General features: G+C 60.4%; 17 protein-coding genes. 2 read left to right on the forward strand and 15 right to left on the reverse strand.

Annotated features, from left to right (window positions below; all coding sequences use genetic code 11):
- Nucleotides 1-43 precede the first annotated feature (43 nt).
- The 10 genes from EO087_RS07660 to fabD form a co-directional block, all read right to left on the reverse strand.
- A complete protein-coding gene (locus EO087_RS07660; protein WP_128898352.1) occupies nt 44-973 on the reverse strand; it encodes a PIG-L family deacetylase in 930 nt (309 codons plus the stop codon).
- On the reverse strand, nt 973-1,908 hold the full coding sequence (holB, locus tag EO087_RS07665) for a DNA polymerase III subunit delta' (RefSeq protein WP_128898353.1): 936 nt from the start codon (nt 1,906-1,908) through the stop codon (nt 973-975). The genes EO087_RS07660 and holB overlap by 1 nt, the downstream gene beginning before the upstream one ends.
- Nucleotides 1,905-2,540 carry a dTMP kinase gene (tmk, locus tag EO087_RS07670; protein WP_128898354.1) on the reverse strand — a complete coding sequence of 212 codons (636 nt, stop codon included), beginning with the start codon at nt 2,538-2,540 and terminating at the stop codon, nt 1,905-1,907. The genes holB and tmk overlap by 4 nt, the downstream gene beginning before the upstream one ends.
- Nucleotides 2,537-3,577: an endolytic transglycosylase MltG gene (gene mltG / locus EO087_RS07675; RefSeq protein WP_128898355.1), complete on the reverse strand. Its 1,041-nt coding sequence runs from the start codon at nt 3,575-3,577 to the stop codon at nt 2,537-2,539. Before mltG ends, tmk begins: the two co-directional genes overlap by 4 nt.
- Nucleotides 3,574-4,389, reverse strand: a complete 816-nt coding sequence (gene pabC, locus EO087_RS07680) for an aminodeoxychorismate lyase (protein WP_128898356.1) — start codon at nt 4,387-4,389, stop codon at nt 3,574-3,576. The genes mltG and pabC overlap by 4 nt, the downstream gene beginning before the upstream one ends.
- On the reverse strand, nt 4,389-5,729 hold the full coding sequence (locus tag EO087_RS07685) for an aminodeoxychorismate synthase component I (RefSeq protein WP_128899849.1): 1,341 nt from the start codon (nt 5,727-5,729) through the stop codon (nt 4,389-4,391). Before EO087_RS07685 ends, pabC begins: the two co-directional genes overlap by 1 nt.
- A 19-nt stretch (nt 5,730-5,748) precedes the next feature.
- Entirely contained in the window at nt 5,749-6,987 is a 1,239-nt protein-coding gene (fabF, locus tag EO087_RS07690; RefSeq protein ID WP_128898357.1) for a beta-ketoacyl-ACP synthase II, read from the reverse strand.
- A gap of 204 nt (nt 6,988-7,191) precedes the next feature.
- Complete coding sequence (gene acpP / locus EO087_RS07695) at nt 7,192-7,434, reverse strand: acyl carrier protein (protein WP_128898358.1); 243 nt, start codon at nt 7,432-7,434, stop codon at nt 7,192-7,194.
- Nucleotides 7,435-7,729: 295 nt separating this feature from the next.
- Nucleotides 7,730-8,470, reverse strand: a complete 741-nt coding sequence (gene fabG / locus EO087_RS07700; RefSeq protein WP_128898359.1) for a 3-oxoacyl-ACP reductase FabG — start codon at nt 8,468-8,470, stop codon at nt 7,730-7,732.
- 30 nt (nt 8,471-8,500) lie between these two features.
- Nucleotides 8,501-9,448, reverse strand: coding sequence for an ACP S-malonyltransferase (fabD, locus tag EO087_RS07705; RefSeq protein ID WP_128898360.1), 948 nt, complete (start codon nt 9,446-9,448; stop codon nt 8,501-8,503).
- Nucleotides 9,449-9,692: 244 nt separating this feature from the next.
- On the opposite strand from fabD, the gene EO087_RS07710 reads away from it, so the two are divergent.
- Nucleotides 9,693-10,694, forward strand: coding sequence for a homocysteine S-methyltransferase family protein (locus EO087_RS07710; RefSeq protein ID WP_128898361.1), 1,002 nt, complete (start codon nt 9,693-9,695; stop codon nt 10,692-10,694).
- On the opposite strand, the gene EO087_RS07715 is transcribed toward EO087_RS07710, so the two are convergent.
- From EO087_RS07715 to EO087_RS07740, 5 genes are all read right to left on the reverse strand, one after another.
- Nucleotides 10,667-11,836 carry an aminotransferase class I/II-fold pyridoxal phosphate-dependent enzyme gene (locus tag EO087_RS07715; RefSeq protein WP_128898362.1) on the reverse strand — a complete coding sequence of 390 codons (1,170 nt, stop codon included), beginning with the start codon at nt 11,834-11,836 and terminating at the stop codon, nt 10,667-10,669. The genes EO087_RS07710 and EO087_RS07715 overlap by 28 nt on opposite strands.
- A 91-nt stretch (nt 11,837-11,927) precedes the next feature.
- A complete protein-coding gene (locus EO087_RS07720; protein WP_128898363.1) occupies nt 11,928-12,902 on the reverse strand; it encodes a beta-ketoacyl-ACP synthase III in 975 nt (324 codons plus the stop codon).
- A gap of 165 nt (nt 12,903-13,067) precedes the next feature.
- Nucleotides 13,068-13,262, reverse strand: a complete 195-nt coding sequence (gene rpmF, locus EO087_RS07725) for a 50S ribosomal protein L32 (protein WP_128898364.1) — start codon at nt 13,260-13,262, stop codon at nt 13,068-13,070.
- Nucleotides 13,263-13,280: 18 nt separating this feature from the next.
- Nucleotides 13,281-13,712 (reverse strand): YceD family protein, encoded by a 432-nt coding sequence (locus tag EO087_RS07730; RefSeq protein ID WP_343133209.1) that lies wholly within the window; start codon nt 13,710-13,712, stop codon nt 13,281-13,283.
- Nucleotides 13,713-14,153: 441 nt separating this feature from the next.
- On the reverse strand, nt 14,154-15,947 hold the full coding sequence (locus tag EO087_RS07740) for a glycosyltransferase family 39 protein (protein WP_240669161.1): 1,794 nt from the start codon (nt 15,945-15,947) through the stop codon (nt 14,154-14,156).
- A gap of 258 nt (nt 15,948-16,205) precedes the next feature.
- Between EO087_RS07740 and EO087_RS07745 the strand changes: the two genes are divergently transcribed.
- On the forward strand, nt 16,206-16,769 hold the full coding sequence (locus tag EO087_RS07745; protein WP_128898366.1) for a Slp family lipoprotein: 564 nt from the start codon (nt 16,206-16,208) through the stop codon (nt 16,767-16,769).
- The last annotated feature ends 38 nt before the right edge of the window (nt 16,770-16,807 follow it).

The raw sequence follows: 16,807 nt of genomic DNA on the forward strand, positions 1-16,807 counted from the left end.
CCGCTGGTTACACGCAAAGGTGTTGCCTTAAGGCAACACTGACTCACAACGCTTGCCAACCCCAGTGATCAAAGATCCAGGGCGAAGGCCAATCGAGGTGGAGTTTTGCAAAAGCGGGGCCGCTGACGGATGATCCCGGCAGCCATGACAGCCGGAAACCGCCATCGGGGTCGCGAACAAGCGGGGCCTCAGACCAGCGCCAGTCCTGGGCGCCGGCCGGCGTAACGATCAGGAGTCGCAACCACGGCCTCAGCGCGGCCGGCGGTCGCCAGCGCAAACACCCTGTTCCTGCTGATAGATCGACCTGCTTATAACGCTCCGGACTGAGCGCCATGCGCCGCATGCGCTTTCCGCTCAGCACCATTTGTGTCTGATGCTCGGCCATCGCCTGTAGCTTGCGCTGCTGCTGTTCCACGCGAGTGTCGATCAGGATCGGATACGCCGAAGCGTCCGTTTTGCCATGACCATGGACCAGGTAAGCCAGCAGCAATGGGGCGGGATCGGCATGAGCCAGTGCCAGCCGGGACAGCACGTGCGCCGCACTGTGATCAGGGTGGGCATCGGTCAAGGCCGGGCAAGCCATGATGCTCGGCTCGAAAGCGTGCATGGCAGCCTGCAGGGCGGCTATCGCACCCGAAGCGTTGTCACGCAACCGGCAGGTCAATCCAAGATCGGACCAGCCTAGCGGCTGCAGTGCGGATGCCGGCAGCCCCAATTGCTCCATGGCCTGCATCACTTCTTGCCGCCGCCGCTGTCCCCAACACCGCCGAGCCACGGCGTCCATATGCAAGCGGCGCTCGATAAAGCGCTGCGGCCAGGGATTGTTATCGCCGTCGGTCAAGAGCAGCAGGCGCACCACTCCACCTGCTGCCAATACCTGCTGGATCAGCAGACCACAGCCCAGGGTTTCATCGTCCGGATGCGGCGCCACGACCATCAATCGGGTCTGCGCAGAAACGGACAAGGCCGGCATCAGCGCCAGCGCCCCAGCAACTCCAGCAACAACAGATCACCACGCAAGGGACCACGAAGGGCTTCTCGCGCACGGTTGGCCGCGTCGTACCAAACTCCAAGGCCTTCGATATCCATCGTACTGCCCAGTGGACTGGCCTGGGCCGTGGCGCGAGCGCGCATTTCATCGGCGACGACCTGGGCGGCAAACCAGAGGCGCTGTTCGGGTGCGCCATCGAGCCAGCGCCTGCCCATTTCCATGGCATCGCCCCGACCTGCGGCGAGCGCAGCAAGGTCCTTGCGAACCTCTTGGCGTTGCGTCAAAGCGCCCTCTTCCGCCCAGATCCGTGCCAGCCCCGGGTTGCCGCCAGCAGCCGCCAAAGCGGCTTGTGCATCCCGCACACCCACTTGTTGCAGCCAAGTGAGCGACGTCTCCTGCGCAGGTAACGGGAAGTCGATGCGCTGACAGCGACTACGGATCGTGGCTGGCATGCGCCACGGCTCATCGGCCAGCAGGATCAACATGGTTTGCGACGCGGGTTCTTCCAATGTCTTCAGCAAGGCGTTGGCGGCGGCGACGTTCATCGCATCGGCCGGATCGATGCTGGCGATTTGCCAACCGCAAAACTGGCTGGCCGTGGCAAGTCGTGCCGATAGCTCGCGGAGCTGATCGACCACGATCTCCGAACGCTGCACTCCATCTTTGCGCAAGCCATAACTCATAGCGACGTAGTCGGGATGCGTCCCCGCATCAAACAGCAGGCAACTGCGGCAGGTACCACAAGCTTCACCATTATCCGGATGCTGGCACAACAACCCGCGCACAAAGCGCCGCAAAAAATCGCGCTTGCCCAAACCTCGCGAGCCACATAGCAACAAAGCATGCGGCAAAGCATCACGCTGACGACGCGACTGCAAGCGCGCCCAATGTTCCGCGTGCCAGGGAGGATTGCTCATGTCGCCGCCTCGAACAGATGCGTCGTCGCCGCGATAGCGGCTTGCAACACTTTATCCGCCGACCGGCTGGCGTCGATCACACGAAAACGCTGCGGTTCAGCCTCGGCGCGATAGCGATACGCTCGGCGCACGCGTTCGAAGAACGCATCCGCTTCCACTTCGATACGATCCGCTTCGCCACGGCCAGCGGCACGGGCACGCCCGGTCGATACCGGCAAATCCAGCAGCAAGGTGAGATCGGCCTTCAAACCTGCGCAGGCCCAGTTTTCCAGCGCGGCAATGCGATCCACGGGTTGCCCGCGGCCCGCGCCCTGGTAAGCATAGCTTGCGTCGACATAGCGATCACAAAGCACCCATTGACCGACCTCCAGCGCCGGCAAGATCCGTTCGCGCACAAGCTGTGCACGCGACGCGAACATCAGCAGCAACTCACTCTCTGGACTGATATGGGGATGCGCAGGATCGAGCGCGATCGAACGGACCGCCTCACCCAGCGTTGTACCGCCAGGCTCGCGCAGTTGCAGCAAGCTCACGCCACGCTGCAGCAAATGATCGCACAGGCCCGCAAGCAGGGTGCTTTTGCCTGCCCCTTCGCCGCCTTCCAGCGTAATGAAGCGTCCGCGTTGATTCATTGGCAATGCTTCAGTTGGTAACAAGCTACGTTTTTGTTCTGCTCTTCCAATGTCGAGGCAAAGATATGCGTGCCGTCGCCCTTTGCCACAAAATAAAGTTCATCGCCCGGCGCCGGATGCAAGGCGGCCTCAATGGCTGGCTTGCCAGGCATGGCAATGGGCGTTGGCGGCAGGCCGAGCCGTGTGTAAGTGTTGTAGGGCGTATCGGTGGTCAGATCGCTTTTATGAATGGTCCCGGCATAACTGGCGCCCATGCCGTAGATCACGGTGGGATCGGTCTGCAACAACATGTTCTTCTGCAACCGGCGAACAAAGACGCCTGCCACCCGTGCACGCTCATCAGCACGGCCGGTTTCTTTCTCAATGATGGAGGCAAGGATCAGCGCATCGTAGGGCTTGGTTAGTGACGACTGGGGGTCTCGTTGTGCCCATAAGGTAGCAAGCGCTTTGGTCATGGCGTCGTGTGCGCGGCGCAGCACATCCAGATCGCTGTCGCCCTTCACGTAAGCATAGGTTTCGGGCAGGAACTGCCCTTCGGGCTTTTGATCCGGCGCACCGATTTTTTGCATGATCGCGGCATCGTCCAGCCCCTCGGCATCGTGCTTCAGCTTGTCGGCCTTGGCCAAAGCCTGCCTTATGTCGTGAAAGGTCCAGCCATCCACAATGGTGACGTCACGCTGCATCACCCTGCCCTGAGCCATATTGGTCAGCAACTGCTGCGGCGTGATACCGGGAATCAGTGCGTATTCACCTGCGTGCAACCGTCCTGCCACGTGCATGCGCTCGGCAAGCAGGCGCCAATAGAACGGTGCGGAGGTGCTCAATCCTTCCGCGCGCAGTTGGTGCACGATGTCCTTGAAGCTGGTGCCACGTCCGATGTCGATGCTTTCACCCGTGACGCTGACCCTCAGTGGCGTGATGCCAAAGCGGTTGAAATCACGCCAGAACCACATTGCCGTGCCCGCCACAACCAACAACAGGATCAGTAGCAAAAGACGCCACGATGTGCGCCCCAGATTTGCACCGCTTCGATTCATGCCTGCTCCATCGGAAAGCCAAGGTCGCGCCAGCATTGCTGCATGGCGCGGGTCACCGGGCCGGGAGCGTACACGGTATCCCCCACGGCCTGAACCGGCAGGATGCCGCGAACACTGGAGCTGAGGAAGAGCTCGGAAGCATGCAGGCATTCCGCCAGCGGCAGATCACGGACCGCACAAGCCGGAAAAGCATCCAACAACGCGGCGCGGGCCACGCCGGCGATGCCGCAGCGATCCACGGAAGGCGTGACGATCACCCCATCGATCACGGCAAACAGATTCGCAGCAATAGCCGAGATGACGTGACCACGCTGATCGCAAACCAATCCTTCGGCAATCCGTGGATCACTCCATTCAGCACACGCCAGTACTTGCTCCAGCCGGTTCAGATGCTTGATACCCGCCAGCAAAGGCTGGTCGGCCAGCCGAATCGCACACAAACGCATGCGAATGCCCTGCAGGTAGATGCCGGCGGGTATAAGTGGCGCAGGAAATGCGGCAACGATACGCGTCGTTTTGCTGACCGACGGCAATGCATAACCGCGTTCGCCGATCCCGCGCGTCAACGTGATCCGTAGCACGGCATGCGGCAGATTTTTGCTGGCTTGCAAAGCTTCCTGCCAAAGCCGCGGGGGATCTGGCGCAGGTATCCGCAAGCGCTCGCATCCTAGCAGCAGGCGTTGCATATGCCTTTCCCACAGCGGCGCATGCGTCCCGACCAGCCGAATGGTTTCAAACAGCCCATCGCCGTAACTCAGTCCACGATCCAGTGCCGATACATGCTCCTGTGGCTGGCCGTTGATCAGCATCATCAGCCGGCCACTCCCAGTGCGCGCAGCATGCCGCGCGCCTTGGCGCGGGTTTCGTCCAGCTCTTTGGTCGCCATGGAATCAGCCACGATGCCAGCGCCGGCACGCAGACTTACATCATGACCCTGCAGGGTCAGTGTGCGGATGAGGATGTTCAGATCGAGGTCGCCATCGCGATCGAGATAACCCAGCGCACCGGTGTAGGCACCGCGTGGAGCATCTTCCAGCGCCGCAATGATCTCCATGCAACGCACCTTGGGGCAACCGGTGATGGTGCCGCCTGGAAAGGTGGCGGCGATCACTTGCCCTGGCGTCACGCCGTCGCGTAAACGACCTCGCACATTTGAAACGATGTGGTGCACGTGGGCGTAGCTTTCCACCACCATCAGCTCGTTCACTTCGACCGTGCCGGGCCGGCAAACGCGACCGAGATCATTGCGCGCCAGATCGATTAGCATGACATGCTCGGCGCGCTCCTTGGGGTGCGCGGTAAGCTCGCGGATGCGCGCCAGATCGTCATCGCCGGTAACGCGCGGCCGCGTGCCGGCGATCGGCCGGGTTTGCACCAAGCCACGCCGCACTTCGACCAGGCGCTCCGGTGAAGAACTGACCACCGCCCAGTCCTTCTGCTGCAGCATTCCCGCAAACGGCGCAGGATTGGCGCGACGCAGTGCGGCGTAAAGGCTTGCCGCAGTCGGCGCTTCGGTAAAGTGTGCATGCCATGCGCGCGACAGGTTCACTTGAAAAATATCGCCGGCATGCAAGTGTTCGTGAATGCGCGCCACGCCATCCAGAAAGAGCGACGGCGCGTCTTCTTCCATGGCATCAGGCACCGTGAGCGGCGGCATCAGCGGCATGGCATCCAGATCCGCTGCCATCGCATCCAACAAGCGTTCCTGTCCCGCCTCAGCGACCAGGATGGTGCGCTCATGCACGTAATCGACAATGATCGCCGCCGGGCAACGCACTGCCTGCGCCACCGGCAAGTGTTGTGGATGGTGTAGACGCAAGCTTGGCTCGATCTGCGCAGCCAACTCATAGGCGAGCAGCAACACCCAGCCGCCGTGGAAGGGCAATCCATCGTCTGGGCCATGCGGCAAACGCTCGGCGCGCCATGCCGCATCCAATGCATCAAGAAAACGACCGGAATGCACTTGGCCTTCGGCATCGCGCACGCAACCGTCCGCAGCCAGCGTGAGGGTAGCTTGCGGAAACGCGAACAGCATGTCGTAGCGTGCATGCGCACTACCCTGCGTGACGCTTTCGAGCAACGCAGGATAGCGCTCCGGAAATGCAGCGGCCGGCGCGAGCAGATCGCGCCGGCCGGCAAACGCACGATGAATGGTAGTCACTTAGATACGACTAGATACGACGGAAAACAAGCGTACCGTTGGTACCACCAAAACCGAACGAGTTGGAGATGGCTATGTCGAGCTTCGCCTCGCGTGCCGTATGCGGCACGAAGTCGAGATCGCAGCCTTCACCCGGCTCGTCGAGGTTGATAGTGGGGGGCACCACCTGGTCGCGCATGGCCAGGATGGTAAAGATCGCCTCCACGCCACCTGCCGCACCGAGCAAATGACCTGTGACGGATTTGGTCGAGCTCATCGCCAACTGGTAGGCGTGATCGCCGAACACACGCTTGGCGGCGAGCACCTCACACAGATCACCTGGCGGCGTGGAGGTGCCGTGCGCATTGATGTACTGCACATCGGAAGGATTGACGCCACCATCCTTCAGTGCCGCTTCCATGCAACGCGCCGCGCCCTCGCCACCCTCGCTAGGAGCAGTGATGTGATAAGCGTCGCCGCTCATGCCGAAGCCCACCAGTTCGGCGTAGATCTTCGCGCCACGCGCCTTGGCGTGTTCGTACTCCTCAAGCACCAGCACGCCGGCGCCATCGGACAGCACGAAACCATCGCGGTCCTTGTCCCACGGACGACTGGCCTTGGCCGGCTCGTCGTTGCGGGTGGACATGGCCTTGGCCGAGCAAAAGCCTGCCATGGCCGTGCCGGTGGTGGCGAACTCAGCACCACCGGCGATCATCACGTCGGCATCGCCGTACTGGATCATACGTGTAGCCAGACCGATGTTGTGCGCACCGGTGGTACAGGCAGTGACACAGGCGATGTTCGGACCTTTCAGGCCATACATGATCGACAGGTGGCCAGAGACCATGTTGATAATCGAGCTAGGCACGAAGAACGGCGACACGCGACGCGGCCCCTTGTCGTGCAGCTCAATGGAGGTATGTTCGATGGTATGCAGGCCACCAATGCCTGCCGCCACGGCCACACCGATGCGCGGGGCATTTTGTTCTGTCACTTCCAAGCCGGAATCGCGCAAGGCCTGGGTGCCCGCGGCAATGCCGTAGTGGATGAACGGATCCATTTTCTTGATCTCTTTCGGCGCAATCCACTGCACCGGATCGAAACCTTTCACCTGGCCGGCGATGCGCGTGGCATACGCGGTGGCATCGAAATGCGTCACAGGACCAATGCCGCTGACGCCCTTGAGGATATTGTCCCAGGCGGTGGCGATATCGTTACCCACCGGCGAGATGATCCCCATGCCGGTCACTACCACACGTCGTTTGCTCATGGATCGAATTCCTAAGCTGGTTCAGGAAAGATCAGCCGCAAGACATCACTTTCCATACATCGCAATGCATTCCGACCTTGTACAGGTGCAACCATACGTGATCGGACGTTACATCTTGCAGAAACGAAAACTGCGCCAAGATGGCGCAGCTTCCGATATCACTACGTAGCGCATGGGACGCGCGCATCACCACGACGCAGCAGATCACTTCTTCTTGGCGTGCTCCTCGATGTACTTCATGGCATCCTGCACGGTGGTGAGCTTTTCAGCGTCCTCGTCCGGAATTTCGGTTTCGAATTCCTCTTCAAGCGCCATCACTAGCTCGACCGTGTCCAGCGAGTCTGCGCCCAGATCGTCCACGAACGAAGCGTTCGGTGTGACCTTATCCTCCTCCACGCCCAGTTGCTCGACGACGATTTTCTTGACGCGATCTTCGATGGTGCTCATGTTGCCTTTACCTCCCAAGGGGATATTGTCTGTCTTGCCAGTTTTTCACCGGCAAACTCTTCGATATTGTAGTGGCTAAGCCATTAAGCCGCCACCCGCATGCCGGGGAATACAAACCGCCACGGCACCCGCACCGACGTGAAAGCGCAGATTGTCGCCTAAAACGAGCGCCATGACGACTCCTTATCTCAATCAGCCCTAGGCGGAACCGGGTGAGTTTCAAACGAAGCGGGCGCCCTCGCCTGCAAGCCGAAGCTTGCGCTGGCGCGGCCTTTTTCAAGACCGGCACCGCTGATCAGGGCATGTACATGCCGCCGTTGACATGCAGGGTTTCGCCGGTGATGTAACTCGCCGCCGGGGATGCAAGGAAGCCCACGGCCTTGGCGATATCGCTCGCCTCGCCCAGGCGACCCAGCGCGATCTGCCCCAGCAGCGCCTGCTTGGACTCCTCAGGCAGTCCGCGGGTCATATCGGTATCGATAAAACCTGGCGCGACCACATTGACCGTGATGCCACGTGAACCGATCTCGCGCGCCAATGATTTGGAGAATGCGATGATGCCTGCTTTGGCTGCCGCGTAATTGGCTTGGCCGGGATTGCCGGTCAAGCCAATCACCGAGGCGATCGAGATGATGCGTCCTTTGCGCGCCTTCATCATGCCGCGCATCACCGCCTTGGACATGCGATAGACCGAGGTGAGATTGGTATCGATGATGGCCTGCCAGTCTTCGTCGCGCATGCGCATCAGTAACTGGTCACGCGTGATGCCTGCGTTGTTCACCAGAATGGAAACGGCGCCGAACTGCTTGGCGGTGTCGTCGATCAGCGCATCCACCGCCGCCGCATCAGTGACATTGAGCACCCGGCCATGGCCACCATGCGCAGCCAGCCGCTCACCCATCGCCGCGGCGCCCGCGTCACTGGTCGCTGTACCGATCACGGTGGCGCCCATGGCAGCCAGCTCATCGGCAATCGCCGCGCCAATACCACGGCTGGCGCCGGTCACCAGGGCTATTTCACCTTGCAGTGTGCTCATACTTTCAGTTCCCTCGGTCGTTGGTTTTTGTCAGACCCATTCGCCGCGCGCAGCATCCAGCTCGACCGGTGCACCGATCGCACGGGCTTCGACGCTCTTGTCGATACGCTTGATCAAGCCGGTCAGCACCTTGCCTGGACCGCATTCGGCCAGACGCGTTGCACCGCCGGCAATCAGCGCCTGCACGCATTCGGTCCAACGTACCGGCAGATACAACTGGCACTGCAAGGCGCCGCGGATATCGTCAAGCGTGTTGTAAGCACGCGCTTCGGCATTCTGCACCACCGGCAGCGCAGGAAGTTTCCAGGCGATCGAGGCCATGCGCTCGCCCAGCTTGTCGGAAGCCTCGCGCATCAGTGCACTATGCGAAGGCACGGATACGGCAAGCTTTACAGCCCTCTTTACGCCCAATTCGGCCAGGCGCGCCAAGGCGCGATCCACCGCTTCGGCATGACCTGCAATCACCAATTGCCCGGGCGAATTAAAGTTGGCCGGCGCCACGACCTGCCCTTGCGCAACGTCAGCGCAGACATCGGCAATCTGTTGATCGTCACCGCCAAGAATCGCCGCCATCGCGCCAACTCCCGCCGGAACGGCAGCTTGCATCAGACGGCCGCGCTGAGCGACCAGAGCGGCGGCATCGTGCAGCGACAAGGCGCTCGCACAGACCAGCGCACTGTATTCACCCAGACTGTGTCCCGACAATTGTGCCGGTTGCGCGCCGCCGAGTTTCTGCCATACCCGCCACACCGCCACGCTTGCAGCCAGCAACGCTGGCTGGGTGTTTTCGGTTCGATTGAGCCGATCTTCAGGCCCCTGTTGGCTGAGCGTCCATAGGTCGGCTCCCGCACCTTGCGAAGCTTCGTCGAAAGTGGCTTTCACTTCGCCGTGCACGGCCGCCAACTCAGCCAGCATGCCGATCGATTGCGAACCCTGGCCGGGAAAAACGAAAGCAAGCGATGGGACGTTCTGACTCATGCGTGAGGTTTTAACGGTGAACGAAACCGCGAATCTTGCCAGCAATGCGCTCCATGCGCAGCCGTATTCGGAAAAATCGACCTAATTGTCTGATCGAACACTCAATTTTCGACATCGACCCGCCCCCCCTTTTTATTCACGCCATCTTGATCGGCTCGGTGAGGAAATCCAGTTAGCGACAGATCCCGTTCCCAGTGAATCCGGAACGCCCTTTTACTTGTGCGAGTATCGGCAAGAATTTGTGATGCACGGCAGCCACAACCACCTTCCTCAATTGAACGGTCGGCTGTTCATGACCGATGGCGGCCTGGGCACCACCCTCATTTTTCACGAACACCGCAACCTGCCGCATTTCGCCTCGTTCATGCTGCTGGGAGATGCCCGTGGCAGACAGGCACTCTGGCGCTATTACGCCAGCTATGCCGAACTGGCACAGAATTACGATACCGGCCTCGTGCTAGATAGCCCCACCTGGCGCGCCAATCGCGACTGGGGCGCAGCGCTGGGTTATGACACGGACGCATTGAAAGAAGCCAATCACAAGGCCATTACCCTGCTGCTGCACCTGCGTGAGCTCTACGAAACCGAACGCAACCCGATGGTGATCGGCGGCAACGTCGGTCCGCGCGGAGACGGCTACACCGCCTGCGACAGTGAAGGCATTCGTATTGCGGCCGATTACCATCGTCCGCAGATCGAAACCTTGATCGACGCCGGCGTCGACATGATCTCTGCCTTGACCATGACCCACTCACAAGAGGCCACCGGTATCGCCCTCGCCGCCTGGGCTTGTGCAGCGCCCGTGGTGGTTTCCTATACCGTGGAAACCAACGGACGGTTGCCATCTGGCGAAACCTTGCCCGATGCGATTGCCCGTACTGACGATTGCACCAGCGGTTACCCAGCCTATTACATGATCAATTGTGCACATCCGCAGCATTTCGCCCCCATGCTGGAGCAGTGCGACAAGTGTCGTGGCCGCATTCGCGGGCTGCGCGCGAATGCATCCTGCCGCAGCCATGCCGAGCTGGATGCCTGCCAGGAACTTGATGCCGGCAATCCTGAAGCCTTGGGAGAAGCACACCGATCGCTGATGGGGCTACTACCGAACATCGCCGTCGTAGGCGGCTGCTGCGGCACGGATACTCGCCATGTCGAGGCCATCTTTCGCCATTGCGCAGAAACGCAGGCACCACAGCAGGCGCGGGCAGCGGCGTCTTATCGCTCACCGGCGGCAAAGGCCTGATCGAGATCGACGATCAAGTCGTCGGCCAACTCCAGACCCACCGAAATGCGAATCAGATCATCATCGATACCAGCGCGGCGCCGGTCTTCGACACTCATCCCCGAATGACTGGTAAAAGCCGGACGCGTGATCAACGATTCGATGCTGCCCAGGCTCACGGCATCCGCATATAAATTGACCGCCGCTACGATACGCCCGGCGTCATAACGCTCCGAATCGACATCCATACTGAGCACCCCGCCAAAGCCATCGAACAAGGAACTTGCCAACGCGTGGTAGCGATTGTCGGATAACCCTGGATAGTTCACCCGTCGCACACCAGCATGCCTCGATAAGTACTCGGCAAGGCGCAACGCATTGGCATTCTGTTCACGTATACGCACAGCCAGCGTGCGCATGCCACGGTGGAGCAAAAAGCAATCCAGAGGATTGAGCGAGCAGCCCAGATGATTGACCTTGTGACGGATATGTCGGATGTGCTCCGCACTCCCCACGATCGCCCCAGCCATGACATCCGAATGGCCATTGAGGTATTTAGTGGCCGAGTGCACCACCAGATCGTAGCCCAGATGGAGTGGACGGAAGTTCACCGGCGATGCGAGGGTGGCATCGATCACCGAAACCAACCCGTATTGGCGTGCGAATGCAACCACCGCACGGTGATCAATCACCCGCATGATGGGATTGGACACTGCCTCGGTGTAGATCATGCGGGTGTTGGGCCGCAACACCTCGCGCCATTGGCCTGGATCATCAATGTTGATGAAATCGAAAGCAATGCCGTAATCGCCCAGGTCTTCCTTGACGAAAGCATGCGTACCGCCGTAGAGGCTTTCCTGCACCAGCACGTGATCGCCGCTGCGCAGACACCCCAGCATCACCGAGGTGATTGCCGCCATGCCGCTGGCAACCGCCAGCGCAGCTTCACCCTGCTCCAGGCGCACCAGCTTTTCATGCAAAGCGAGATGTGTAGGGGTGTTGTTGAGGCGGATGTAGCGAATACCGTCGTAATCCCCATCGTTACGATTGACGAAGATTGACGACTGGAAGATAGGTGTGACGATGGAGCCGTATTCGCGCTTGGCGTTTTCGCCAGCATGAATGATGTCGGTTTGCAGACTTTGCTCGCGCGAAGATGCCACGGAACGCTCCAGTCCAAACTATGCTTCTAGCCACTATTCCCCTGAAACGACTTGTCCTTTACGGATGGGACAAGGGGGAAAGACATTCCCATCAATACCGCAATAGTGCCGATGCCCAGGTGAAGCCGCCGCCAAAGGCTTCCAACAACAGATTCTGGCCGCGCTTCACCTTGCCCGAACGTACGGCGTAATCGAGTGCCAGCGGCACGGAGCCAGCGGACGTGTTGGCGTGTTTGTCGACGGTGACGATAACTTGGTCCATCGACATGTTCAGCCGCTTGGCCGTTGCCTCAATGATGCGCAAGTTGGCCTGGTGCGGAATCAGCCAGTCCAGTTGCGACGCTTGCATGCCGGCCGCGGCGAGTGTCTCTTCCACCAACGAATCAAGCGTCTTCACAGCGACCTTGAACACCTCGCGGCCGGACATGCGGATACGCACGCCATGGTTAGGTTCGTCTTTGAAACCGACGGAAACGCCGACCGGGTTGTAGAGCAGTTCCTTGTGGCCACCATCGGCATGCAGGCAAGTCGCATAGATACCCGGCTCACTGGAGACTTCCAGCACAACGGCACCCGCGCCATCGCCAAACAGCACGGCTGTCTCGCGCTCTTCCCAATTGACCATGCGGGTCAGCGTTTCCGCACCGATCACCAACACCTTCTTCGACTGACCGCTACGAATGAACTTGTCGGCCACACCCAGCGCGTAGACGAAGCCCGAACAAGCGGCATTGACGTCGAATGCGGCGCAACCGTTCGCACCGAGGCGGTGCTGAACCAGACAGGCGGTCGATGGAAAAATAATGTCCGGCGTGGTGGTGCCAAGGACAATGAGATCCAGTTCGGATGCCTTGACGCCCGCCGCGTCGAGCGCGCGCTGCGCGGCCAGCGTGGACAGATCGCCCGTGGTCTCTCCCTCGGCGGCGACATGACGCTGGCGGATGCCGGTACGTTCACGAATCCACTCATCGCTGGTGTCGACGAACTTCTCGAGATCAGCGTTGGTCAATACGCGCTCCGGCAGCGCGCTGCCGGTGCCAAGAAGACGGGAGTAGATCGGTGCCATTGAATATCCATCAGCAAGCGGCGGTGCTTTGCGCCATCCGCCGTGCAGGTGGCGCGATACACCAAGACCGCAACGTTACGTTGCCGCACGCCAGAACGCAAAGCGGCGCGTCACCGCGCCGCCTGTCGAACTGGCCCCTGAAGCCTGTAAGGCTCGGGGAATGACTTAGTCTTCCTCGACCACCGAAACGTGGGTGTCGATCACCTTCTTGCCGCGGTAGTAGCCATCGGCCGTCACGTGGTGACGACGATGCACTTCGCCGCTGGTCGGATCGGTGGCCAACTGCACGCTGCTCAGTTTGTCATGCGAGCGACGCATGCCACGGGTGGACGGGGTCTTGCGGCTCTTTTGAACGGCCATGGTGATTCTCCAGCTTAATCAGGTCTTCTTGAGTTCGCGCAGTACCGCGAACGGGTTATCGGGGCGCTCTTCGATGGATGTTGCTTCCATCGGCGGGCGAATGACTTCTTCAGGCAAGGCGCTGTCCGGATTCATCGGCACCAGCGGCAATGCCAACAACAATTCGTCCTCGATCACATCGATCGGGTTCAGTTTGTCGTCCTCGGCCACCAGCAGCGGCTCGACCCCGGCCGGCAACGCGGACTCTTCGCGCTCGGAACGGATCAAGCCCAATCGGCTGTCGACCGTGACAGGCATGACAAACGGTTCGAGCGTACGCTGGCAGATCAGCCGCAGGGGCGCCTGGACACGAACGTCAACATAGTTCGTGCCATATTCGTCCCGACCGAAGTCGAGCGCATACGTGGCCGAACCTGCATCATCCGCCAGCACTTCGCAGAGACGAGGCATTGCGGCGATGGGCAGTGACCCCTGGAACGAACGCCGCGCCGAAACCATGCGCCAAGCGTCCACAGACTCTGGCAGTGCGGCGGACATAACTAGCAAATAATAAGTTTTCAGGCTCCGTCTAGTCAACCGTAGCTGTTCCAGCCCACCGTGCGCAAACCGCATCACGACGCTAATCACCCGGCTTTGCCTGAATCCGGAACATACGGCAGACTGCGGTCTGTCCCAGCCTGAACTGCTCATTTTACGTGAACATCTATCTCTTGTTCGGCCTGGTTATCCTGTTCATCTTGCTGATAGTTGCCTTGGGTGGCGCCTTGCTACTGCGCCGGATGACCCGGCGCACCACCAGCCTACGGCAGCTCCTGGAACTGGCCGACCGACTGGAGGCCGATCTGAAATCCTGCCGGACCCGTCTGCAACAGGCCCATGCGGTGATGTCGCTCAACCCAGACCTGCCGGCGGCCAGCGAGCAAGAAGCCAGTCACGCCGTGGACGCTGGCCTGCGGGCACTGCTTCAGCAACGGATCTGGATCCGCGACCAGTCTCCCTCTGCGACCCAGGCCGAGTTGGATGCTGCGACCCGGGACATGGAGCAAACCCGCGAACGGCTGCGCCCCCTGCTCCTAGCGCTGGGCCAAGCCCAAAGTGAGCTGGATACCGCCATGCGCGAGCACATCCGCCAGGATCCCTCGCTATGACGGCATCACCACGATAAAACGCCACGCTCTTGCGGCCGTCGAACAAGCTGAGCCTTCGTAGCGGCTGCAAATGAGCGATACGTGTGCAGAGCGAGCCAAACCATGGCGCGCGCTCGCGCTCACGCAGGGCATGCTCATCCACCACAAGCAGCACAGGTTCACCGGCGTGCCTCTGACGCAAGGCGCTTTCATCCAGCGCCCATAGCGCAACTTGCGGCGCACGCCCGTATTTGACATTCAACGGACTATCTAATGTGTAGACCGGACGTTGCCCGTCGAACTGAAAATCCAGTTCGGCGGCCATCATGAAATTGTCCGCCACCAAGACAGCCGGCTGTACGACAAGCTGCGCCTTCGCGATATCCGCGCTTTCCTCCCACCCGATGAAAGCGGTCGGGAAAGCACGTGCCGCGCCCAACCAGCTGGCCGTTGCCGGATGGGCGGCCAATCCGAGATAAGACAGGCCAACCAGTTGCGCGAACAAAGCTAGCCCGGCACCAGCCATCGCCACCCAGCGCCAGACGCGCACATCGCGCCACAACACAGGCAGGGCAGCCAGCAACGGTAGATAACCCGGCAGAGGCCAATGCACACGAAAGCGCTGGTCATCGGCAAACAAACCCGCCACGAAATACACCACGATAAACGTCAGTGACAGCAGTGCTATCACATCCCACGGACGGCCTTCATGTCTTCGACACCCGCAACGCCAGACTGTCCAGAGCAGACAGACGTACAGCAGAGGCGTGCAGGTAACGGCTTGCTCCAAAGGTTGCACAAGAGTGTCGGCATGAAAGCGCCACGGATTGCGCTGCATCAGCTGGAAAGCCAAACCGTCGCCATGTTGCTGCCAGTTGGAAATCGCCAGCGGCACCAAACCCGTTGCGGCAACAACCATCGCCAACCAGAAACCGCCACGTGTCCACTGCGCACGGCCACGTGGCGTCAGCAGGAACAAGAACAAGCCAGCCAGCATGAACATGGCAGCGCGATAATGGCTCATCCAACAGATAGCCAATGCCACACCCAGCAACAACCAGTCACACCAACGGTTGTTATCCATAGCGCGCAGCAGCGCCAGCATGGCTGCTGCGCCCGCCACTGTAAGTGGCACATCTGGCATGGCCAAAACACCCAAGCTCCCTGCCAGCGGCAAGCACAGGCAAAGCACACCCGCCTGCCAGCCGGCACGCACATCGAAAGCACGCCGACCGAAGGCCACCAGCAGCCAGGGCAGGCAGCTACCTAGTAGCAGGAATGGCCAACGCATCCCCAACACACCGTGCCCAGCCACGCTTTCGCCCAGACGAATCAGCCAGGCCGTCAACGGTGGCAGATCACTGTAGCCCCAAGCGGGATGCCGACTTTCCTGCCAATAGAACGCTTCGTCGCCAAAGGGCTGGAGCTTGGCAGCAAGCACCAGTTTCACACCCAGCAGACAGAGGAAGATCGTGACGAATGCCGCTCGCCAGCGCACAAGGCCGGCGACTACACTGGTGTCATCCCTCGTGTTTGTCCGCGCTTTGCCTAAACCCATGTCTGCCATCACTCCGCTTCGTGATGAAGCCCTGCAAAATCGATAACGAAGCACGTATTGCACGCCTCGCACGCTGGCATCGTCAACCATTGATGGAATCAAGGCGTTATCGGTTTTGATGTACTACGCCACTGTCGAACCTGCTCCTAAATCCTTGCGCACTTTTAGAAAAGCCGTACGGAATTTCCAACCGCATCGAGTGGTCTAATCGTCGCGCCACGATGTAGCATGCAATCGCCCATGATGGAGAAAAACACCATGTCTCCCCTCTTCCGAATTCTTAGCCTCGCAGCGGCCTGCGCCCTGTTGGCCGCTTGCGCCACGGTGCCCCAGCCGTTGCAGGGCAATTTCGCCAACGTCACCTCGCTGAATGCACAGCAGAGCAGCGCCAATGGCACACAGGTCCGCTGGGGCGGCGACATCATCAGCACCGAGCCCAGTCAGCAATCCACCTGCTTCTATGTGCTGGGACGCCCACTCGATAACGAGGCTCGCCCTGTTCGCAACAACAACAGCCAGGGTCGTTTCGTAGCCTGCCGCACCGGTTTCTACGATCCGGAAGTGTTCAAGCCGGGGCGCGAGATCACCATCACCGGCGCCATCCAGGGCACGATGACCCGCAAGGTAGGCGATTACGACTATGCCTATCCGCGCGTCGAGGCGGAGGTGATCTATCTGTGGCCGAAGCGCCCGGTGGTCGTGAACTATCCGTACTACGGACCGGGCTGGTACGACCCGTTCTGGGGTCCGTACTGGGGTGGCCCGTATTGGGGCTGGGGTGGCTTGTATGCCCCGGTGATTGTGGTGCGCCATCACCGCTGATCGTGCATCGATCCATCAATAAAAACGCCGGCATCCGC

Origin of the sequence: Dyella sp. M7H15-1, assembly GCF_004114615.1 — a bacterium.
GTDB lineage: Bacteria > Pseudomonadota > Gammaproteobacteria > Xanthomonadales > Rhodanobacteraceae > Dyella_B.